This is a genomic window from Kosakonia cowanii JCM 10956 = DSM 18146, assembly GCF_001975225.1.
GTDB classification, from domain to species: Bacteria; Pseudomonadota; Gammaproteobacteria; order Enterobacterales; family Enterobacteriaceae; genus Kosakonia; species Kosakonia cowanii.
In genome coordinates this window covers 1,074,870-1,094,468 of record NZ_CP019445.1, presented here as the reverse complement: position 1 = coordinate 1,094,468, position 19,599 = coordinate 1,074,870, and the positions used below count along the sequence as shown (strand labels likewise).

Genomic DNA, 19,599 nt, shown 5'->3' with positions numbered 1-19,599 from the left:
GGTCCGCTACCACATTTCGTTAGCTTGATTTCAGGATAATTATGAGCAAGAGCACCGCTGAGATCCGTCAGGCGTTTCTCGATTTTTTCCATAGCAAGGGACACCAGGTAGTTGCCAGCAGCTCCCTGGTACCGAATAACGACCCGACTCTGCTGTTTACTAACGCCGGGATGAACCAGTTCAAGGACGTTTTCCTTGGGCTCGACAAACGTAATTATTCCCGTGCAACCACGTCGCAGCGCTGCGTGCGTGCAGGTGGTAAACACAACGACCTGGAAAACGTCGGTTACACCGCACGTCATCACACCTTCTTTGAAATGCTGGGCAACTTCAGCTTCGGCGATTACTTCAAACATGATGCTATCCAGTACGCATGGGAACTGCTGACCGGTGAAAACTGGTTCAAGCTGCCGAAAGAGCGTCTGTGGGTGACGGTGTACGAAACCGACGATGAAGCATACGAAATTTGGGAAAAAGAGGTCGGTATCCCGCGCGAACGTATTATTCGTATCGGCGATAACAAAGGCGCAGCGTATGCGTCTGACAACTTCTGGCAGATGGGCGACACCGGTCCGTGTGGCCCCTGTACCGAGATCTTCTACGATCACGGCGACCACATCTGGGGTGGCCCGCCGGGCAGCCCGGAAGAGGATGGCGATCGCTATATCGAGATCTGGAACATTGTCTTTATGCAGTTCAACCGCCAGGCCGATGGCACCATGGAGCCGCTGCCGAAGCCGTCCGTAGACACCGGTATGGGCCTGGAACGTATTACAGCTGTGCTGCAGCACGTGAACTCCAACTATGAAATCGATCTCTTCGCGAAGCTGATCCAGCAGGTCGCGAAAGTAACCGGTGCGACGGATTTGAGCAACAAATCTCTGCGCGTGATCGCTGACCACATCCGCTCTTGCGCCTTCCTGATTGCGGACGGTGTGATCCCATCGAATGAGAACCGCGGCTACGTGCTGCGCCGCATCATTCGCCGCGCGATTCGTCACGGCAACATGCTTGGCGCGAAGGATACCTTCTTCTATAAACTGGTTGGCCCACTGATTGAAGTGATGGGTTCCGCCGGGGAAGAGCTGCAGCGCCAGCAGGCGCAGGTTGAGCAGGTTCTGAAAACCGAAGAAGAGCAGTTTGCACGTACGCTGGAGCGCGGTCTGGCGCTGCTGGATGAAGAGCTCTCTAAACTGCAGGGCGACACGCTGGATGGTGAAACCGCCTTCCGCCTGTACGACACCTACGGTTTCCCGGTCGATCTGACCGCGGACGTCTGCCGCGAGCGCAATCTGAAAGTTGATGAAGCGGGCTTCGAAGCGGCAATGGAAGAGCAGCGCCGTCGTGCACGCGAGTCGAGCGGCTTTGGCGCAGACTACAACGCGATGATCCGCGTTGATAGCGCAACAGAATTTAAAGGCTACGACCAGCTGGAGCTGAACGGCAAAGTGACCGCGCTGTTTGTCGATGGCAAACAGGTTGAGTCGATTGCCGCCGGCCAGGACGCGGTTGTTGTGCTTGATGAGACCCCGTTCTATGCGGAATCAGGCGGCCAGGTTGGCGATAAAGGCGAGCTGAAAGGCAACGGCTTTACATTCGCCGTCCTGGATACGCAGAAGTATGGTCAGGCGATTGGTCATGTCGGCAAGCTCAGCAGCGGTTCGCTGAAAGTGGGCGACGGCGTGAAAGCGGAAGTTGACGAAGCGCGTCGCGCCCGTATCCGCCTTAACCACTCTGCCACCCACCTGATGCATGCCGCGCTGCGTAGCGTACTTGGTACGCATGTCGCGCAGAAAGGGTCGCTGGTGAATGACAAAGCGCTGCGTTTTGACTTCTCCCATTTCGAAGCCATGAAGCCGGCGGAAATCCGCGCGGTGGAAGATATGGTGAATGCGCAAATTCGTCGCAACCTGCCGATCGAAACCAACATCATGGATCTCGAAGCGGCAAAAGCGAACGGCGCAATGGCGCTGTTTGGCGAGAAGTATGAAGATCGCGTCCGCGTGCTGCAGATGGGGGATTTCTCCACCGAGCTTTGCGGCGGGACGCACGCTTCGCGCACCGGTGATATTGGTCTGTTCCGCATTGTGTCAGAATCCGGCACCGCGGCGGGTGTGCGTCGTATCGAAGCCGTCACCGGCGAAGCGGCGATTGCCAGCCTGCATGCGCAGAACGATCAGCTACAGGATATTGCTCAGTTGCTGAAAGGCGACAGCCAGAATCTCGGCGACAAAGTGCGTTCAGTGATTGAACGTACGCGTCAGCTGGAAAAAGAGTTGCAGCAGCTTAAAGCACAGGCGGCAGCGCAAGAGAGCGCAAACCTCTCCGGTAACGCGATGGAAATCAACGGCGTTAAGCTGCTGGTGAGCGAGCTGGAAGGTGTCGAGCCGAAGATGCTGCGTACCATGGTGGACGACCTGAAGAACCAACTCGGCGCTTCGGTTATCGTTCTTGCCACTGTTGTTGAAGGTAAAGTTTCTCTCATCGCGGGCGTCTCTAAGGATGTGACTGACCGCGTTAAAGCAGGGGAACTGGTAGGAATGGTCGCCCAACAGGTTGGGGGCAAAGGCGGTGGACGTCCGGACATGGCGCAAGCCGGTGGTACCGATGCGGCCGCGCTGCCTGCTGCTCTCGCCAGTGTTAAAGATTGGGTAAGCGCTAAACTGTCATAATTACAAAGCGAACGCACAAGCCATAACCTTGAGGTTATGGCTTTGTTGCCACTACGCTATTGATAACGAGAAAGTCAGGTTGAAGTTGTGTATATCGGCTAAACTTACGTCTACAGAATGTAATGCCATGGCTGCTTGCATGTTATGAGTTTGTCATCGCTTATATTTTTGCGTTGTATGACGGATAATGCCGGGATACAGAGAGACCCGACTCTTTTAATCTTTCAAGGAGCAAAGAATGCTGATTCTGACTCGTCGAGTTGGTGAAACCCTCATGATTGGGGATGAGGTCACTGTGACTGTATTAGGGGTGAAGGGTAACCAGGTGCGCATTGGCGTAAACGCCCCCAAAGAAGTATCGGTCCATCGTGAAGAGATCTACCAGCGTATCCAGGCTGAAAAATCCCAGCAGTCCAATTTCTGATGCCATTATGCGTCTCGCGGTTGTTAGGCGAGACGCAACCCTCCCGTCGATTCTCCCGCTTCTCTGTCTCATTTTTATTGCAGATTTCCTGCATCTGATACTTTCTCGCGCCATTTTTGTTTATCACGCATGCGTAATGTCATGTCTGCCAGGCCGTGAATTTTTGCTGATAAAACATCCTTTTTGCCCTTTTTAGCGCCTAATTGCCTGCGAAGTGTGCAAACGATTCAGGGCTGGGAAAAATTGTTTGACTTATAAGTCCCAGAAAGTAATATGTGCGCCACGCAGCGACGATGAGCTCTTAACGAACTCTTCGAAGCACTCGTAAGAGGCGTGTGGTGAGGTGGCCGAGAGGCTGAAGGCGCTCCCCTGCTAAGGGAGTATGCGGTCAAAAGCTGCATCCGGGGTTCGAATCCCCGCCTCACCGCCATTTTGCATCCGTAGCTCAGCTGGATAGAGTACTCGGCTACGAACCGAGCGGTCGGAGGTTCGAATCCTCCCGGATGCACCATCTTCAGTGAAAAGCAGTTTTCGCTTTTCATCGTTAAAGTAGTAATCCTGATGCATCCGTAGCTCAGCTGGATAGAGTACTCGGCTACGAACCGAGCGGTCGGAGGTTCGAATCCTCCCGGATGCACCATCTCAATGAAAAAGCAGTGTTGCTTTTCATCGTAAAGCAGTAATCCCGATGCATCCGTAGCTCAGCTGGATAGAGTACTCGGCTACGAACCGAGCGGTCGGAGGTTCGAATCCTCCCGGATGCACCATCTTCTGCGAGATAACAGCGAGTCTGTTTTCTCAGGGGTAGCGGGCCTAACCGCGAGCACCAGGGAGGATAGCGTTGCTTCAGCAACGACCCGAAGGGCGAGGCAAAGCCGAGTCATCCTCCCGGATGCACCATCTCAATGAAAAAGCAGTGTTGCTTTTCATCGTAAAGCAGTAATCCTGATGCATCCGTAGCTCAGCTGGATAGAGTACTCGGCTACGAACCGAGCGGTCGGAGGTTCGAATCCTCCCGGATGCACCATCTTCTGCGAGATAACAGCAACTCTGGTTTATCCTCCCTCAACACCGCATACCCTGAACTTTCTTCACACCTGCCTTACATACTTCCAAAGCATCATCCTCACAACTCCCACACTTTCGACGAAATTCTGCCCAAAATCATATTCCCTGAAGCTAATCTCGCGCTGGATGCGACAAAAAGCCTTGTTTACGTTAAAGTAAATGTTAGTTATCCGGTTTGTGAGAACATGATGTACGCACGTTACGCTGGTTTGATTTTTGATATGGATGGCACCATCCTGGATACTGAACCAACTCACCGCAAAGCCTGGCACGAGGTGCTGGCGCGTTACGGCATGCATTTTGACGAACAGGCAATGGTCGCGCTGAACGGCTCGCCAACCTGGCGTATCGCCGAAGCCGTTATCAAAGAAAACCAGGCCGATCTTGATCCCCACTTACTTGCCCAAGAGAAAACCGCAGCCGTAAAAGCGATGCTGCTCGATTGCGTGCGCCCGTTACCGCTTATCGACGTGGTAAAAGCGTGGCATGGGCGTCGCCCGATGTCGGTTGGCACCGGTAGTGAAAGCGCCGTTGCTGAAGCGCTGCTGGCACATCTCGGTCTGCGACACTATTTTGATGCGGTAATTGCCGCCGATCACGTTCAGCACCATAAACCCGCACCGGATACCTTTTTACTCTGCGCAGAACGTATGGGCGTACAGCCGTCGCAGTGCGTGGTATTTGAAGATGCCGACTTCGGCCTGCAGGCGGCGCGTGCGGCCGGTATGGACGCAGTGGATGTCCGCGTATTGTGAGCGATGCGCTGCCGCTTCTTTCACTGTTCGCCAGCAGTTTTCTCAGTGCCACGATTTTACCGGGCAACTCGGAAGTGGTGATGGTCGCCATGCTGTTGGCGAAAGTCAGCCAGCCCTGGTGGCTTGTTGTAATAGCAACAATGGGTAATAGCCTTGGAGGGCTGACTAACGTTATTCTTGGGCGCTTCTTCCCGCAGCGTAAAGCATCGCGCTGGCAGGAGAGGGCGACCGGCTGGCTCAAACGTTACGGCGCCGCGGCGCTGTTATTGAGCTGGATGCCTGTTATAGGCGATCTGCTGTGCATACTTGCGGGATGGCTACGCCTTTCGTGGGGGCCAGTGCTCTTTTTTTTATGCCTTGGCAAAGCGTTACGCTATGTGGCTCTCGCCCTCGTAACGCTTCAGGGTATGACGTGGTGGCACTAATTGGATTGCGTGAGTGACCTTTCATCGTCAACCATTACAATTATGCTTAATAAAACGATTATTACAGGCGGGAGGTCAATTTGATCCCGGACGTATCACAGGCGTTGTCCTGGCTGGAAAAACATCCTCAGGCGCTCAAAGGCATCCAACGTGGCCTTGAGCGCGAAACCCTGCGCGTTAACGCGGATGGGTCTTTGGCGACAACCGGTCACGCGGCAGCGCTTGGCTCTGCATTAACTCATAAATGGATTACGACGGATTTTGCCGAAGCGCTGCTGGAGTTTATCACCCCGGTTGAGGGTGATATTGACCGCATGCTCACTATCATGCGCGACATCCATCGCTATACCGCCCGCCAGATTGGCGATGAGCGTCTCTGGCCGCTGAGCATGCCCTGCTATATCAAAGAGGGGCAGGAGATTGAGCTGGCGCAGTACGGCACCTCAAATATTGGTCGCCTGAAAACCCTCTACCGCGAAGGGCTGAAAAACCGCTATGGCGCGCTGATGCAAACCATCTCCGGCGTGCACTATAACTTCTCGCTGCCGATGGCGTTCTGGCAGGCGAAAAGCGGCAGCACCGATAAAGAAGCGGTCTCGGAGGGCTATTTCCGCCTGATCCGCAACTACTATCGCTTCGGCTGGGTCATCCCTTATCTTTTCGGTGCCTCACCGGCTATTTGCTCCTCCTTCCTGCAGGGCAAAGAGACGTCGCTGCCCTTCGAGAAGATGCACAACGGCATGCTCTATCTGCCCTATGCCACGTCGCTGCGCTTAAGCGATTTGGGCTACACCAATAAGTCGCAGAACAGCCTCAATATTACCTTCAACAATCTTCACGATTACGTGGTCGCGCTGAAGCGCGCGATCAAAACGCCGTCGGAAGAGTACGCGAAGATCGGTTTGCAGAAAGAGGGCAAGTATCTGCAAATCAATACCAACATCCTGCAGATCGAAAATGAGCTCTACGCGCCAATTCGACCGAAACGCGTGACCCGCAGCGGCGAAACTCCGTCGGATGCGCTGCTGCGCGGCGGCATTGAATATATCGAAGTGCGCTCGCTGGATATCAACCCGTTCACCGCGATTGGCGTTGATGAGCAGCAGGTGCGTTTCCTCGATCTCTTTATGGTCTGGTGTGTGCTGGCCGATGCGCCGGAGATGAGCAGTGATGAACTGCTCTGTACGCGCACTAACTGGAACCGCGTGATCCTCGAAGGCCGTAAGCCAGGCCTGACGCTCGGTATAGGCTGTGAAACCGCGCAATACCCGCTCGCCGATGTCGGACGCGATCTGTTTAACGATCTGAAACGGGTAGCGCAAACGCTGGATGGCGTGTACGGTGGCAACGAGTATGAAGCGGTATGCGATCAGCTGGTCGCCAGCTTTGACGATCCTGAGCTGACCTTCTCGGCGCGTATTCTGCGCTCGATGATTGATGAAGGTATGGGCGGAACAGGTAAAGCGCTGAGCGAGCAGTATCGTTCGCAGCTGCGTGAAGAGCCGCTGGAAATTCTGCATGAAGAGGATTTTATTGCTGAATGCCACGCTTCACTGGCGCGCCAGTCGGAGATTGAAGCCGGGGATAATGAATCGTTTGAAGCGCTGCTTGCGCGTCACGCATAGCAGAAAAGAAAAAGGCCACATCTCTGTGGCCAAAATTTCATCTCTCGAAGAACAGGGATGATGATAACAAATGCGCGTCTTTCATATATTCAGACTCGCACGCGAACAAAGAGTTCAGTTTATTTTAAAAAAAATCACTGTCGGAGGTGACTAAATGCCGTTACTGGATAGCTTCACTGTCGATCACACCCGTATGGAAGCGCCTGCAGTCCGTGTTGCTAAAACAATGAACACGCCGCACGGCGACGCCATCACCGTATTCGACCTGCGTTTTTGCATTCCTAATCAAGAAGTTATGCCGGAGAAAGGGATCCACACGCTGGAGCACCTCTTCGCTGGCTTTATGCGTAACCACCTCAACGGTGATGGCGTAGAAATTATCGATATTTCGCCAATGGGTTGCCGCACCGGCTTCTACATGAGCCTAATCGGTACGCCGGATGAGCAGCGTGTCGCTGATGCCTGGAAAGCGGCGATGGCTGACGTGCTGAAAGTCAAGGAGCAGAACCAGATCCCTGAGCTGAACGTTTACCAGTGCGGTACATACCAGATGCACTCGCTGGAAGAGGCGCAGGAGATCGCGCGTCACATTCTCGATCGCGATGTGCGCGTTAACAGCAATGATGACCTGGCTCTGCCGAAAGAGAAGTTGCAGGAACTGCATATCTAGTTCGCCATGCCGCTTTCTGGTTAACAGGAAGCGGCATTATTATATGCCCTCATATTTATAAGAAAGTTTTTATACATTATTTCTATTTAATTCTTTTAATTATTACCTGCGCTTAATATATAAATAATATCCTCACTGTCGCCACGCCTTCTTATTGTTATTTCAATCTTGCCATGATAGTTTGCACCGCACGTCGCTATTAGGCGAACGTGTTACCTTCTGTATTTATTTTCTGCATCTATTTCAGTGAAAAGAATGCCTGAATAACGAGGATATTATGCGGCGCTCACCCATCTCTTACTTATATCTCTCTTTTTGTCTCTCACTCACATTAACCGGCTGCGTTAAATCAAAAGCACCCGCGCTGGTGCAGGACGCGCCGCAGAAGCAGGAGACACAGCAGTGCTATGAACTGCTTACCGCCCTGCAGGGGCTCGACAAAACGGCATTTGAAACCTACAAACAGCAGTTCACCACCCTCAATCAAAGTTATGAAGTCTACAAAAAAAATCAGCCGATTATTGATAACAACTCGGCGGAAATAATGAAGACGGAAATTGATAACAAAATTGAAGTTGTTTGCTCGCGCGTACGCAGCGCGGTATTCGTTAACATGTCCCGGCGCGCAAATGCACTGAAACAGTTATGAGAAAATTATTATATTCGTCAGCTGTATTGCTATCAGCTATTTCATCCTCCGGGGTTCGTGCCGATCCGGCTGCATTACTTGAGCAGTTAAATAAAGAGAAGATTATCGCCGTTACTCCTCACTCTCCGTTTATTAACGATCGGCTTTCGGCGCAGCCGAACGCGACGCCTGCCCCACCGGTTGAGGTGCAGGGTAAGGTGAAAGAGAGTGAGGCGAAGCGTGAGGAAGTCGCGCAGCTAAAGCGCAAGCTTGCGTTAGCGCAACGCCAGATCGCCGCGCTGAAGAAAAAGCAGCACGCCACCGCGGTTGTACTGCCCGCTAAGCAGGACACAGTGGCAAAAGAGAGCGCGTCGTTAAAACAGCAGTTGCAGACCCATATTCAGCAACTGGCCGAAACGAAGCAGAAGCTTGCCAATGAGAGCGACGCGCTAAAACGTCTGCGAGATGAGAAAAGCCAGCTCGAACAGCAGCTCAAGGCCAGCCAGCAGCAGCTGGCGCAGACGAGCCAGAAGCACGCCGATGACACGCAAGCGCTGCAGGCGTTTCGCACAGCAAACAGCGAACTGCAGCAGCAGGTGAAAGCCCATCAGCAGCAGCTGGAGGCGCTGGAAAAGCAGGGCCAGCAGCACACCGCCGCGCCGTTGCTAAACGCGGAGCAGGTGAAGCAACTCACCCAGGCCAAAGAGGCGATAAGCAGCAAGCTTGATCTCGCTACAAAGCAGGTCAGCGACCAGGCTGCGCGTATCGCCACGCTGGAGGCGCAGCTCAAGCAGCGCACAGAGGAGAAAGCGCAGGCTGAGCAGAAGAGTGCAGCAGCGTTAGCGCCGCAAAAAGCGCAAAGCCGCTATCTGCTGACAGAGAACAGATCGCCCGCCGCCAGAATGAACTACGCCTGGGGCGCCTGGTTTGCGGCGAAAGCGCAGCAGGAGAGCGTCACGCTGACCCACTCCGGGCAAAAATATCTGCCAGAGGCGTTTTTACAGGGCTTTCAGGATAAGTTCGCCGGCAGCCTGCAGATGAAGAGCGACGATATCGAAAAGGTGCTGCAAAGCCTGAATAAAAAGATGGGCGATGCGCAGAAAAACGAGCTGGCGCAGAACAGGAAACAGGCACAAAACGTGCTGGCCGAGGCGGCAAAGCTGAAAGGAGCTGAGCGCACTGCCAATGGCATCATCTATCTGGTGGAGAAGAAAGGGCAGGGCGTGGCGCTGCTGTCTGGTGATGTGATCCGCTTTCGGGTTGATGAGAAGCTGAGTTCCGGCAAGGTGCTGTCGCGCGGTGCGGTACACAGCGGGCGAATTAGCGAGCTGCCGCCGCTGATGCGCGCAGGGATTGAAAAAGTGGTGGTCGGGGGGCGGATTCGAATCTATACCCCCGCTGAGCTGGCATACGGCGAGCAAGGGATCCCGGGCATGGTGCCACCGGGCGTGGCGTCGATTATGACGCTTGAGATCCTCGGTATTGTGAAATAAAAAAACGCCTCCCTGCGGAGGCGTTTTTATTTGGCGTTAATGCGCGCCGCCGCTGCTGCCTGCACCAAACGGGGGTTTGGCAAACCACACCAGGCCAAGCAGTATCAGGAAGACCCCCGCCGAGACCCAGAAAATTTCGTTTGCCGAAATGATCAGCCCCTGGTTGGTGATCTGCTGGGCTATCCAGCCTGATGACTGCTGCTGCGACATCCCCATTCCCTGCAGCTGGTTATACATCTCCTGCGCGTTCGGGTTGTAGGGGTTAACGGACTCCGTCAGCTGCGCGTGGTGCATCGATTCCCGGTTAGTCCACAGCGTAGTGGTGATGGACGTGCCGATCGAGCCTGCCAGCGTTCGCGTAAAGTTCGACAAACTGGAGGCCGCCGCCAGCCGCTCCGGCGGCAAGCCGGAGAGGGTAATCGTCGTCAGTGGCATAAAGAAGCAGGCCACGGCGAAGCCCTGAATAAACTGCGGCCACGCTGACGCGCCAAAATCCATTCCCGGCTCAAATGTATAGGCGCGCCAGTAGAAGCACACCGCATACATAATAAAGCTGAAGGTCACCAGCCGGCGCATATCCAGCTTGTGCGCAAAGCGGCCAATAATCGGCGACAGCAGTACCGGGATCACGCCGACCGGCGCAGACGCCAGCCCGGCCCAGGTTGCGGTATAGCCATACACCTCCTGCAATAGCTGCGGCAGCAAGACAATTGCGCCAAAGTAGAGCATATAGGCAAGGCTGATACACAAGCAGCCGATGGTGAAGTTCCGCGACTTAAACAGCGAGAGATCGACAATCGGGTTATCGTCGGTAAGCTCCCACACCACGAGGAAACTCAGGGAGATCACCGCGACAATCGTCAGCACAATAATCTCTGTCGAGTTGAACCAGTCCAGCTCTTTCCCCTGGTCGAGCATCACCTGCAGGCTACCGATACCCACCACCAGCAATGCGAGGCCTACGCCATCAATACGCCGCTGCTCGGTACGCGTCTCACGTCCGCGCAGGCTTTGCAGCGTCAACAGCACCACCAGCGCGCCAATTGGCACGTTGATAAAGAAGATCCAGCCCCAGTGGTAGTTATCGCTGATATAGCCGCCGAGGATCGGCCCGCAAATCGGCGCGACAATCACCGTCATTGACCAGAGCGCCAGCGCGATAGAGCGCTTCGCCGGCGGGTAGTTACTCAGCAACAGGCTCTGCGAAAGCGGGATCAGCGGCCCGGCAACAATCCCCTGGATAACGCGGAAGAAGATCAGCATCCCAAGGCTGTTGGAGACGCCGCACGCCCAGGAGGCGATGGCAAACGCCACCGTCGACCAGAGAAAGAGCCGCACTTCGCCGAAGCGTTTTGCCAGCCAGCCGGTAATCGGAATTGAGATGGCGTTCGCCACCCCGAAGGAGGTGATCACCCAGGTTCCCTGGCTCAGCGAGGAGCCAAGGTTACCGGCGATCGTCGGGATAGCCACGTTGGCGATGGTGGAATCCAGCACCTGCATGAAGGTCGCGAGTGAAAGTGCAATGGTCATAATGACCAGCTGCGCGCCTTCCAGCGGTTTCTGTTGCATGGCACTCATATAAGATTACCCGGCGTTGGCTTTCACGATGTTATTGATAAGCGTGTTGACCGGCTCAAGATTGATCTCCCGCGCGTTACTCTCATACGCTGGCGTGGTGCGTGCCTGCTTCGCCAGTACGGCGCCATCGCGCGCGGAGGTATCGACTTTCACCGTTGTTGACAGGCCAATACGCAGCGGGTGATCCGCCAGCTGTTGGGCATCAAGCTCAACACGCACCGGCAGTCGCTGAACCACTTTGATCCAGTTCCCGGTTGCGTTCTGCGCGGGCAGCAGTGAGAAGGCGCTGCCGGTACCCATATCGAGACCGACCACTTTGCCTTTGTACTCAACCTCATCGCCATAAAAATCGCTGATGATGGTCGCGGTCTGGCCAATGCGCATATGCGCAAGCTGCGTCTCTTTAAAGTTGGCATCCACCCAGAGGTTGGTTGCCGGAACCACAGCCATCAACGGAGTAGTGGTGGCGATCTGCGCGCCAGGCTGCACCGCGCGGCGGGAGACATAGCCGGTAAGCGGGCTGACAATTTTGGTGCGCTGCAAAGCCAGCCAGCTATTACGGACTTCTGTTGCTGCCTGCTTCACCGCGGGCTGCTCTTCGAGCGGCGTATCCAGCACGATCGCCTGGTTGGCGTTATATTGCTGAACGGCAACATCCAGTGCGGCCTGCGCGCTGGCAACCGCATCACGGGCGTGCTGCAACTCTTCGCGACCAATCAGATTCGCGCTGCCGAGCGGCACGCGGCGATTAAGATCGCTCTGCGCCTGGGCAAGGGCGGTCTTTTTCAGCTCAACGCTGGCCTGCAGTTGTTTGCTGTTGATGATGGACTGGCGGGTCTGGCGCACGCTGGTTGCCAGCTGGGTCTGCGCTTTTTCAAACGCCTGGCGCGCATCGGTCTCATCAAGGGTGACCAGCACATCGCCTTTCTGCACAAAATCGGTGTTGTCGGCCCAGACTTTCGTCACGCTGCCGGAGACCTGCGACATGATCTGTACCTGGTTCCCTGCCACATAGGCGTCGTCCGTCTCTTCAAAATGACGCAGGACTAAAAACCAATAAATTCCGTATGCCACGGCAATAACAACAAAGAGCAAGGTCAGTAACAGCAGCAATCCCTTACGTTTGCCGCGCTTTTTGACCGGTTGCTGCGGGGTCTGGCTCTCCGCATTTGCGCTCATGATTCTCTCCACGATCTTATTTTTAGTTATGTCGGCGTGTACCGACCTTTCGTCAGAAAGGCCAGCTTAGCTGGCCCTTCACATTGCTCATCCTGGAAACTAAAGCTGCTTATCGCGTTAGCGCAGCGCCTCGAGGACCACGTCCTCTTCATCCATCTGGTCGAGACGCGACAGAAGCTTACGGGTGATCTGCTCGAGCTGATCTTTCTCAGCGTTGGTCAGGGTTGACCAGAGTTGATGCAGGCAGTTGTGCTGCGGTGGCAGAACCTGACGCAGGAATTCGTGTCCTTTGTCGGTCAGTTGCAGATGCAGACAGCGGCGATCGTTGTCGCTTTCGCGACGCTCGATCCAGCCGCGCTTCTCCAGCTCATCGGCGATGCGGGTGGCGTTGGTGCGTGACGAGCCCAGCGCGCTGCTCAGTTCCGACGGCTGAATGCTGTGATTTTCCTGCGACTCCAGGGTAATCAGCGCCATAAACAATGTCTCGTTAATGCCCTGCGCTTTCAGCATCTTATTGCGGTTTTCCAGCAGCTTGCCCTGCATGTGCATACAGAGGCGGGTCAATAAAATCTCCTGAAACGGGAAATCTTCATAGCGGCTGGCGCGAAACTTAAGCATTTGTTCAATGGGCGTAAACGAACTATCCATTTGGGTATAACCTCATTAATTGCAGTCGATATAGTAACGACGGTGACAAATAAAGTAAATGTATTATTTGTGCTAATAAATTTGCTCTATCTATGCATGTGGCAGAAATTTCCAGGCGACACCGGACAGCAGTGCGCTCACTAGCGTGAAGAAGACAGGGCGGTGACGATGCCAGAGGTGGCGACCGGCGAAGCGGGCGTATAAAACGAAGGAAAATGCCACGGCGGGGTGGCTAACAAATGGGGACAGGCGGTTTGTGATGCCTTCCGTGTGCGATGCCACCTTTTCAGGCCCGGCGGTGTAATTCAATGAACGATCCATATCCATAAAGTTTGTTATATATCACCCACGTTAATATAACCGGGATAAACAAGTCCTATAACCTTAGCAGAGTGACGGACGTGTTAACACCCCGGTTTGGCACCGAATTGCCTAAACGTGAGCGGTTGCTTAGCTCTGCGCCTCCGTATGGCGATATCCTCGCCACCACACCAGCACATTAAGCAAGGCGAGGATAGCGCCCGCAGCGCAGACGCCAGCCCAACCCGCATGCTGCCACGCCGTGGCCGAAATTAGCGACCCTGCGGCACCGCCGATAAAGTAGCTGGTCATATAGCCAGCTGTGAGCCGGTTACGCGCTTCCGGGTTCACGCGATAGATAATCGTCTGGTTGGTGATATGCACCGCCTGTACCGTGAGATCGAGCACGATAATGCCGATAATCAGCGCGAAGACGGAACTGTGACCAAACCAGGTTGCCACCCAGGAGAGCAGAAGCAGCACCAGACCACCTGTGGTGGTGAGATGGCCTTTGCCGCGATCCGCCAGCCCGCCCGCCTGACGCGCACCTAATGCACCGGCGGCACCCACCAGGCCAAACAGGCCAATCATCGCATCAGAGAAGTGAAACGGCGGCGCGGCGAGCAGAAAGGCCATCGACGTCCACAAGACGCTGAAGTTAGCAAAGCTCAGGCAGCCAAGCAGCGCGCGGGTGCGCAGCAGTTTATTGCTGGCGAAAAGGGTGAAGACGGAGCCGAGCAGCTGCGGGTAGTTAAGGTGCGTTTCCGACTTGAGTTTCGGCAGGCCGCGCCAGAGCGCCAGCGCCATCAGCACCATTAAGACGCTGGCAACCCAGTAAACGGTGCGCCAGCCGCCGAGGCTTGCCAGCAGCCCGGCGACGGTGCGCGCAAGCAGGATCCCCAGCAGCAGGCCGCTCATAATCGTGCCGACCACTCGCCCACGGCTCTCGGGTGTCGCAAGCGTAGCGGCCAGCGGCACCAGAAGCTGCGCCACCACCGAGAAGAGGCCAGTAAGTGCGGTACCCAGAATCATCAAGCCGAGCGATGGGCTGCTGGCGGTAATCAACATTCCGCCCGCTGAGAGTAACGTCATCACCACAATTAATGCGCGCCGCTCAAACATATCGCCAAGCGGCACTAACAGCAGTAGCCCGGCAGCGTAGCCAAGCTGAGCGGCGGTGACGATAAATCCGGCCTGGCTTGCGGTGATCGAAAAGGCGTTAGCGATGGTGTCCAGCAGCGGCTGCGGGTAGTAATTGCTGGCAACGGCGAGTCCGGTTGCCATCGACATCAGCGCAATCAGCGCCGGGCTAAGTCCGTGGTGAGTTTTTGTCATAGGTATCAACTATCAATGAGGTTCTTTGTCAGAAATCCATCATAGACAATTGCCCGGCGGCGTGTGTTGTTATCTGTGCACCCGGGCTGGATAAACGAACGCGCCACCGGGCGATAACCCGCTGGCGCGTGAGAAGGTCAAAGAGTCAGTGCATTACTTCTGCGCGGCGAGCGCCTCTTTCACCCAGCCATCAAACTGCTGCTGATGGGCTTTGATCCAGCCATCAACGTGGCCCTGCACATCCGCTTCGGAGGCTTTACCGGCGTGCATCATCGCATTCTGGGCGTTGATATCCGCCAGCGGCAGTTTCATGACGGCAAACAGCTTCGCCGCCGCCGGGTTTTTCTCCGCCCAGGCTTTATTGGCAACAATGTGCATGGTGTTCACCGGGAAGCCGTAGTTCATGCCGTTCGGCAGTTTAGTATCGATATTCTTCTGCTCACCCGGCAGGGAGGAGAACGGCACCTGCAGCCAGACCACATCTTTGCCCGGTTTCAGCACATCGCTCACCCAGTACGGCGTCCAGGTGTAGTAGAGGATCGGTTTCCCCTCTTTAAAGCGGGTGATAGTGTCCGCCATCATCGCCGAGTAGTTACCGTGGTTAACCGTGACAGTGTTCTCCAGGCCATAGGCTTTGTGCTGGTGGTTAATCACCGTTTCACAGCCCCAGCCCGGCGAGCAGCCCATCATATCGGCTTTACCGTCGCGGTTGCCGTCGAACAGTTTGGCGATTTTCGGATCTTTTAGCTGCTCGATATTGGTGATGTGGTACTTATCGGCGGTTTTCTTGTCGATCAGGTAGCCCTGCGCCGCGCCGGTCACATAGGTGCCTTCACGGTAGAACTTCTTATCGCCCCCGGCGGCGGCATACATATCGTCATGCAGCGGCTGCCAGTTGACGGCGGTAAAGGTGACATCGCCTGCCGCCATCGAGGTGTAACCGACGTTGTAATCCACTTCATCCGGTTTTTCGACCGTATAGCCGAGCTTTTCAAGGCCGCGGCTAACCAGCAGCGTCTGGAACGCCTCTTCGGCGATGGTGCTCTGAAACGGCTTAACGGTAATGCCTTTGCCCGGCAGATCGGCGGCAAAAGCGCTGGTGGAGAGAAGGGTGGTAAACGCTGTGGCAAAAAGTACGCTATGTCGCATCGTTATTCCTTATTTTTCAGGTGTGATGTTGTTGCCCGGCCGGTGCGCCGGGCAGCAAAATTATTTGGCGAAGGGGCGGGTCAGCAGGCCTAGTGGGCCAGTCTGATACCAGCGGCGGTTACCGCGGCTGCGCGAGTCGCGACCCACGGCCTGGGTCAGACGGTCGAGGATAATCGCGAGGATCACAATCCCGACGCCGCCAACGCTGGCAAGGCCCATATCAAGGCGACCAATACCGCGCAGCACCATCTGCCCCAGCCCGCCAACGGCGATCATCGAGGCGATCACCACCATCGACAGCGCCAGCATCAGGGTCTGGTTGATGCCCGCCATAATGGTTGGCATCGCCAGCGGGAGCTGAACTTTGAACAGCATCTGGCGCGGGCTGGCACCAAAGGATCGCGAGGCTTCGATCAGATCGGCCGGCACCTGGTTAATGCCGAGGATAGTCAGGCGCACCACTGGCGGCAGGGCGAAGATAATCGTCACTACCACGCCCGGCACGTTACCGATGCCGAACAGCATCACAATCGGCACCAGGTAGACAAACGCCGGGGTGGTCTGCATCGCATCCAGCAGCGGGCGAACGATCTTCGCCGCCCGTGGGCTGCGCGCCAGCCAGATCCCCATCGGCAAGCCGATTACCACGCAGAACAGCAGCGCGGTGAGCACCAGAGCCAGCGTAATCATCGCCTGCGACCAGGCGCCAATCGCGCCGATAGCAATCAGCGACACCAGCGTTGCAACACCCATCCCGGCGCTGCTCATCTGCCAGGCGATCAGCGAGAAGAGAATAATCGCCACCGGCGACGGCATGCCGAGCAGCAGTTGCTGAAAGCCGCTGAGAATGTAATCCACCGGCACGCGAATGCCCTGGAAGAGCGGGCGGAAGTGGAGCACCACCCAGTCGATCGCCTGCGTCACCCAGCTGTCGAGCGGGATCAGCGTTTTATGGAACGGATCCATAATGTTGAAGTGTTCCGGCGCAGGCGCCGGGGCGCTGTTAAGCCAGTCAGCGCTGCCGCTATCGGCAGGTGCTGCTGCACCGCCGCCCCACGCATCAGCCGACTGTGCGGCGCTGTCCGTTGCCGGTGCGCTCTGCCACGGATTGTTTTGATCAGCCATTGTTTGCCCCCTCGCGATCTAAAGCCTGCAGCAGCATTCGTTTCGAAATGATGCCCACGTACTGTTGCTCTTCACCCACCACCGGCACCGCGCAGGGCGCCTGTCCGACATGGGAGAGCAGTTCGCTGAGCGGCGTATCTGCCTCCACCGCAAGCGGGGAGTCAATCAACGCCGCATCGATCCCTTGCGCGGCGGCCAGCGCCGCTTTCAGGGAGTCGATGGAGACAATGCCGACAAACTTATTGCCGCGCTCAATGACATAGCCATATTCGCGATCTTCATCCTGCAACATTTTCAGCGCCGAGCGCGGGCCGAAACCAGGCGTTTTACGGATCAGACCCACGGGCGTACGGCGCGCAATATCCTTCGCGCTGAACACCTGGCTAATATCAACGCCGCGGAAGAAGGTGCGCACATAATCATTGGCCGGATTATTCAAAATCTCATCCGGCGTGCCGACCTGCACCACTTCGCCGTTTTGCATAATCGCAATCCGGTCGCCAATGCGCATCGCTTCATCAAGATCGTGGGAAATAAAGACAACGGTGCGCTGATGTTTCGCCTGCAGCTTGACCAGCTCATCCTGCATCTCGGTACGAATTAAAGGATCGAGCGCGGAGAACGCCTCATCCATTAATAAGATATCGGGATTGATGGCTAATGCGCGAGCTAATCCGACGCGCTGGCGCATACCGCCGGAGAGTTCATCCGGATAGCCGTGGGCGTAATTTTCCAGCCCCACCTGGCGCAGTGCATCGAGCGCTTTTTCCTGGCGCTCCTGCGCGGGCGTGCCGGCTAACTCCATACCAAATGCGGTATTATCCAGCACCGTCATATGGGGCATTAGGGCGAATGACTGGAAGACCATTGCAATCTTTTTTCTGCGCACCTCGCGTAGCTCGGCATCGGATATTTTGGCAATATCGACGCCGTCTATCAGCACCTGTCCGCGGGTGGGTTCAATCAGGCGATTGAGAAGGCGTACCATAGTGGATTTACCCGAGCCGGATAACCCCATGATGACGAATATCTCGCCTTCTTCAATGGCCAGACTGGCGTCTTTCACGCCAAGCGACAGACCCGTTTTTTCCAGTATTTCTTCTTTCGAAAGTCCTTTTTCTATATATTTGAAAGCTCTCTGCGGATGCTCGCCAAATACTTTATAGAGATTCTTAACTTCTAATTTAATTGCCATGCAATAATAGAGTTCCTGTTATTTATTATTTCGATACGCTACCCAATGAATATATTTGACTGGTCATACCCTACCACACTCTCCATCTGAGACAACCCTTCTGTGCCGCGCTTTACAGAATCCCCATGCAGTCAAATGGCATTATTTCCCATGATATAAGGGCTGGCGCGGGTAATCATTTTTTCGAATTGGACAGAAAAATTAGCCTGAATGGAGATGATTTTGCGGAATATGAACAAACCATGACAGTGCAGATCGCCATAGTTATTTTGCTAAGAATCAGCTTAGATGAGGCGGAATAAATAGTAGTGAATTAAAAAACGGGGGGATATTCTCCTCCCGCAGCGCGAGAGGAGAGAATATTTAAAAGTTCCAGTCTTCGTCTTCCGTTTCGACGGCTTTACCCATCACATACGAGGAGCCGGAGCCGGAGAAAAAGTCGTGGTTTTCGTCGGCATTGGGTGACAGCGCCGACAATATCGCCGGGTTGACGTCCGCCATCTCCGGCGGGAAGAGCGCCTCATATCCGAGGTTCATCAGCGCCTTGTTCGCGTTGTAACAGAGAAACGCTTTCACCTCTTCGGCCCAGCCGCTGTCGGCATAGAGATCGTCAGTGTAGGCAAGCTCGTTATCGTACAGCTCCATCAGCAGATCGAGGGCGAAGTTTTTCAGCGACTCGCGCTCGGCCTCGCTCACTTTCTCTAACCCTTTCTGATACTTATAACCGATATAGTAACCGTGCACCGCTTCATCGCGGATGATGAGACGAATCAGGTCGGCGGTGTTGGTCAGCTTGCCGCGGCTTGACCAGTACATCGGCAGCCAGAAGCCGGAGTAGAAGAGAAACGACTCCAGAAAGACGCTGGCGATCTTCTTCTTCAGCGGATCGTCAGCGCGGTAATGAGCCAGCACGATCTGCGCTTTGCGCTGCAGGGCGTGGTTCTCTTCGCTCCAGGCGTAAGCAACATCAACATCCCGCGTCTGGCAGAGCGTCGAGAAGATAGAGCTGTAGGAGCGGGCGTGCACCGCCTCCATAAAGCTGATGTTGGAGAGCACCGCCTCTTCATGGGGCGTGGCGGCATCGGGCATCAGCGCCGGTGCGCCGACGGTGTTCTGAATGGTGTCGAGCAGCGTCAGCCCGGTAAAGACGCGGATCGTCAGCTGCTGCTCGGCCGGGCTTAAGCTCTGCCAGGCCGGAATATCGTTCGACAGCGGTACTTTTTCCGGCAGCCAGAAGTTACTGGTGAGCCGGTTCCACACTTCGAGATCTTTATCATCCTGGATTTTGTTCCAGTTCACCGCGCTGACGCGGGAGAGTGGGTTCATCATG

Annotated in this window: 17 protein-coding genes and 5 tRNA genes; 14 read left to right on the top strand and 8 right to left on the bottom strand. The window is 55.3% G+C overall.

Annotated elements, in window-relative coordinates:
- Positions 1 to 41: 41 nt before the first annotated feature.
- The 13 genes from alaS (at position 42) to BWI95_RS05065 (ending at position 9,760) form a co-directional block, all read left to right on the top strand.
- Positions 42 to 2,672, top strand: a complete 2,631-nt coding sequence (gene alaS / locus BWI95_RS05125; RefSeq protein ID WP_076769109.1) for an alanine--tRNA ligase — start codon at positions 42 to 44, stop codon at positions 2,670 to 2,672.
- 238 nt (positions 2,673 to 2,910) lie between these two features.
- The gene (gene csrA, locus BWI95_RS05120) at positions 2,911 to 3,096 is read left to right on the top strand and encodes a carbon storage regulator CsrA (protein WP_023480680.1); all 186 of its coding nucleotides are present in this window, start codon (positions 2,911 to 2,913) and stop codon (positions 3,094 to 3,096) included.
- Positions 3,097 to 3,433: 337 nt separating this feature from the next.
- A tRNA-Ser gene (locus tag BWI95_RS05115) sits at positions 3,434 to 3,526 on the top strand.
- A 4-nt stretch (positions 3,527 to 3,530) separates the two neighbouring features.
- Positions 3,531 to 3,607, top strand: a tRNA-Arg gene (locus tag BWI95_RS05110).
- Between the two features lie 52 nt (positions 3,608 to 3,659).
- Positions 3,660 to 3,736 (top strand) — tRNA-Arg (locus BWI95_RS05105).
- A 50-nt stretch (positions 3,737 to 3,786) separates the two neighbouring features.
- A tRNA-Arg gene (locus BWI95_RS05100) sits at positions 3,787 to 3,863 on the top strand.
- Positions 3,864 to 4,046: 183 nt separating this feature from the next.
- A tRNA-Arg gene (locus BWI95_RS05095) sits at positions 4,047 to 4,123 on the top strand.
- 226 nt (positions 4,124 to 4,349) lie between these two features.
- On the top strand, positions 4,350 to 4,919 hold the full coding sequence (gene yqaB / locus BWI95_RS05090) for a fructose-1-phosphate/6-phosphogluconate phosphatase (RefSeq protein ID WP_076769108.1): 570 nt from the start codon (positions 4,350 to 4,352) through the stop codon (positions 4,917 to 4,919).
- A complete protein-coding gene (locus BWI95_RS05085) occupies positions 4,916 to 5,344 on the top strand; it encodes a YqaA family protein (protein WP_054803930.1) in 429 nt (142 codons plus the stop codon). Before yqaB ends, BWI95_RS05085 begins: the two co-directional genes overlap by 4 nt.
- Before the next feature lie 80 nt (positions 5,345 to 5,424).
- The gene (gshA, locus tag BWI95_RS05080) at positions 5,425 to 6,969 is read left to right on the top strand and encodes a glutamate--cysteine ligase (RefSeq protein ID WP_054803931.1); all 1,545 of its coding nucleotides are present in this window, start codon (positions 5,425 to 5,427) and stop codon (positions 6,967 to 6,969) included.
- A 154-nt stretch (positions 6,970 to 7,123) separates the two neighbouring features.
- On the top strand, positions 7,124 to 7,639 hold the full coding sequence (gene luxS / locus BWI95_RS05075; protein WP_023480587.1) for an S-ribosylhomocysteine lyase: 516 nt from the start codon (positions 7,124 to 7,126) through the stop codon (positions 7,637 to 7,639).
- A 277-nt stretch (positions 7,640 to 7,916) separates the two neighbouring features.
- Positions 7,917 to 8,288: a hypothetical protein gene (locus tag BWI95_RS05070; RefSeq protein WP_232374415.1), complete on the top strand. Its 372-nt coding sequence runs from the start codon at positions 7,917 to 7,919 to the stop codon at positions 8,286 to 8,288.
- On the top strand, positions 8,285 to 9,760 hold the full coding sequence (locus BWI95_RS05065) for an FKBP-type peptidyl-prolyl cis-trans isomerase N-terminal domain-containing protein (protein ID WP_076769107.1): 1,476 nt from the start codon (positions 8,285 to 8,287) through the stop codon (positions 9,758 to 9,760). Before BWI95_RS05070 ends, BWI95_RS05065 begins: the two co-directional genes overlap by 4 nt.
- A 36-nt stretch (positions 9,761 to 9,796) precedes the next feature.
- On the opposite strand, the gene emrB is transcribed toward BWI95_RS05065, so the two are convergent.
- From emrB to proV, 7 genes are all read right to left on the bottom strand, one after another.
- Positions 9,797 to 11,329 (bottom strand): multidrug efflux MFS transporter permease subunit EmrB, encoded by a 1,533-nt coding sequence (emrB, locus tag BWI95_RS05060; protein ID WP_023480531.1) that lies wholly within the window; start codon positions 11,327 to 11,329, stop codon positions 9,797 to 9,799.
- A gap of 15 nt (positions 11,330 to 11,344) precedes the next feature.
- The gene (gene emrA / locus BWI95_RS05055) at positions 11,345 to 12,517 is read right to left on the bottom strand and encodes a multidrug efflux MFS transporter periplasmic adaptor subunit EmrA (protein WP_054803934.1); all 1,173 of its coding nucleotides are present in this window, start codon (positions 12,515 to 12,517) and stop codon (positions 11,345 to 11,347) included.
- 117 nt (positions 12,518 to 12,634) lie between these two features.
- Positions 12,635 to 13,165 (bottom strand): transcriptional repressor MprA, encoded by a 531-nt coding sequence (gene mprA / locus BWI95_RS05050; RefSeq protein ID WP_023480518.1) that lies wholly within the window; start codon positions 13,163 to 13,165, stop codon positions 12,635 to 12,637.
- A 450-nt stretch (positions 13,166 to 13,615) separates the two neighbouring features.
- Positions 13,616 to 14,800, bottom strand: a complete 1,185-nt coding sequence (locus BWI95_RS05045; RefSeq protein ID WP_054803935.1) for an MFS transporter — start codon at positions 14,798 to 14,800, stop codon at positions 13,616 to 13,618.
- 153 nt (positions 14,801 to 14,953) lie between these two features.
- Positions 14,954 to 15,949, bottom strand: coding sequence for a glycine betaine/L-proline ABC transporter substrate-binding protein ProX (gene proX / locus BWI95_RS05040; RefSeq protein ID WP_076769106.1), 996 nt, complete (start codon positions 15,947 to 15,949; stop codon positions 14,954 to 14,956).
- A 60-nt stretch (positions 15,950 to 16,009) separates the two neighbouring features.
- The gene (gene proW, locus BWI95_RS05035; RefSeq protein ID WP_054803936.1) at positions 16,010 to 17,074 is read right to left on the bottom strand and encodes a glycine betaine/L-proline ABC transporter permease ProW; all 1,065 of its coding nucleotides are present in this window, start codon (positions 17,072 to 17,074) and stop codon (positions 16,010 to 16,012) included.
- The gene (proV, locus tag BWI95_RS05030) at positions 17,067 to 18,269 is read right to left on the bottom strand and encodes a glycine betaine/L-proline ABC transporter ATP-binding protein ProV (protein ID WP_076769105.1); all 1,203 of its coding nucleotides are present in this window, start codon (positions 18,267 to 18,269) and stop codon (positions 17,067 to 17,069) included. The genes proW and proV overlap by 8 nt, the downstream gene beginning before the upstream one ends.
- Before the next feature lie 125 nt (positions 18,270 to 18,394).
- On the opposite strand from proV, the gene BWI95_RS23235 reads away from it, so the two are divergent.
- Entirely contained in the window at positions 18,395 to 18,571 is a 177-nt protein-coding gene (locus BWI95_RS23235) for a hypothetical protein (protein ID WP_156884887.1), read from the top strand.
- Between the two features lie 61 nt (positions 18,572 to 18,632).
- On the opposite strand, the gene nrdF is transcribed toward BWI95_RS23235, so the two are convergent.
- Positions 18,633 to 19,595: a class 1b ribonucleoside-diphosphate reductase subunit beta gene (gene nrdF, locus BWI95_RS05025; protein WP_054803966.1), complete on the bottom strand. Its 963-nt coding sequence runs from the start codon at positions 19,593 to 19,595 to the stop codon at positions 18,633 to 18,635.
- Positions 19,596 to 19,599: the final 4 nt, after the last annotated feature.

Excerpts from the sequence above, each read along its gene's own strand:
- alaS (WP_076769109.1), top strand. The coding sequence starts at position 42 with ATGAGCAAGAGCACCGCTGAGATCCGTCAGGCGTTTCTCGATTTTTTC.
- csrA (WP_023480680.1), top strand. The coding sequence starts at position 2,911 with ATGCTGATTCTGACTCGTCGAGTTGGTGAAACCCTCATGATTGGGGAT.
- yqaB (WP_076769108.1), top strand. The coding sequence starts at position 4,350 with ATGATGTACGCACGTTACGCTGGTTTGATTTTTGATATGGATGGCACC.
- luxS (WP_023480587.1), top strand. The coding sequence starts at position 7,124 with ATGCCGTTACTGGATAGCTTCACTGTCGATCACACCCGTATGGAAGCG.
- BWI95_RS05070 (WP_232374415.1), top strand. The coding sequence starts at position 7,917 with ATGCGGCGCTCACCCATCTCTTACTTATATCTCTCTTTTTGTCTCTCA.
- BWI95_RS05065 (WP_076769107.1), top strand. The coding sequence starts at position 8,285 with ATGAGAAAATTATTATATTCGTCAGCTGTATTGCTATCAGCTATTTCA.
- emrB (WP_023480531.1), bottom strand. The coding sequence starts at position 11,329 with ATGCAACAGAAACCGCTGGAAGGCGCGCAGCTGGTCATTATGACCATT.
- emrA (WP_054803934.1), bottom strand. The coding sequence starts at position 12,517 with ATGAGCGCAAATGCGGAGAGCCAGACCCCGCAGCAACCGGTCAAAAAG.
- mprA (WP_023480518.1), bottom strand. The coding sequence starts at position 13,165 with ATGGATAGTTCGTTTACGCCCATTGAACAAATGCTTAAGTTTCGCGCC.
- BWI95_RS05045 (WP_054803935.1), bottom strand. The coding sequence starts at position 14,800 with ATGACAAAAACTCACCACGGACTTAGCCCGGCGCTGATTGCGCTGATG.
- proX (WP_076769106.1), bottom strand. The coding sequence starts at position 15,949 with ATGCGACATAGCGTACTTTTTGCCACAGCGTTTACCACCCTTCTCTCC.
- proW (WP_054803936.1), bottom strand. The coding sequence starts at position 17,074 with ATGGCTGATCAAAACAATCCGTGGCAGAGCGCACCGGCAACGGACAGC.
- proV (WP_076769105.1), bottom strand. The coding sequence starts at position 18,269 with ATGGCAATTAAATTAGAAGTTAAGAATCTCTATAAAGTATTTGGCGAG.
- BWI95_RS23235 (WP_156884887.1), top strand. The coding sequence starts at position 18,395 with ATGCAGTCAAATGGCATTATTTCCCATGATATAAGGGCTGGCGCGGGT.
- nrdF (WP_054803966.1), bottom strand. The coding sequence starts at position 19,595 with ATGAACCCACTCTCCCGCGTCAGCGCGGTGAACTGGAACAAAATCCAG.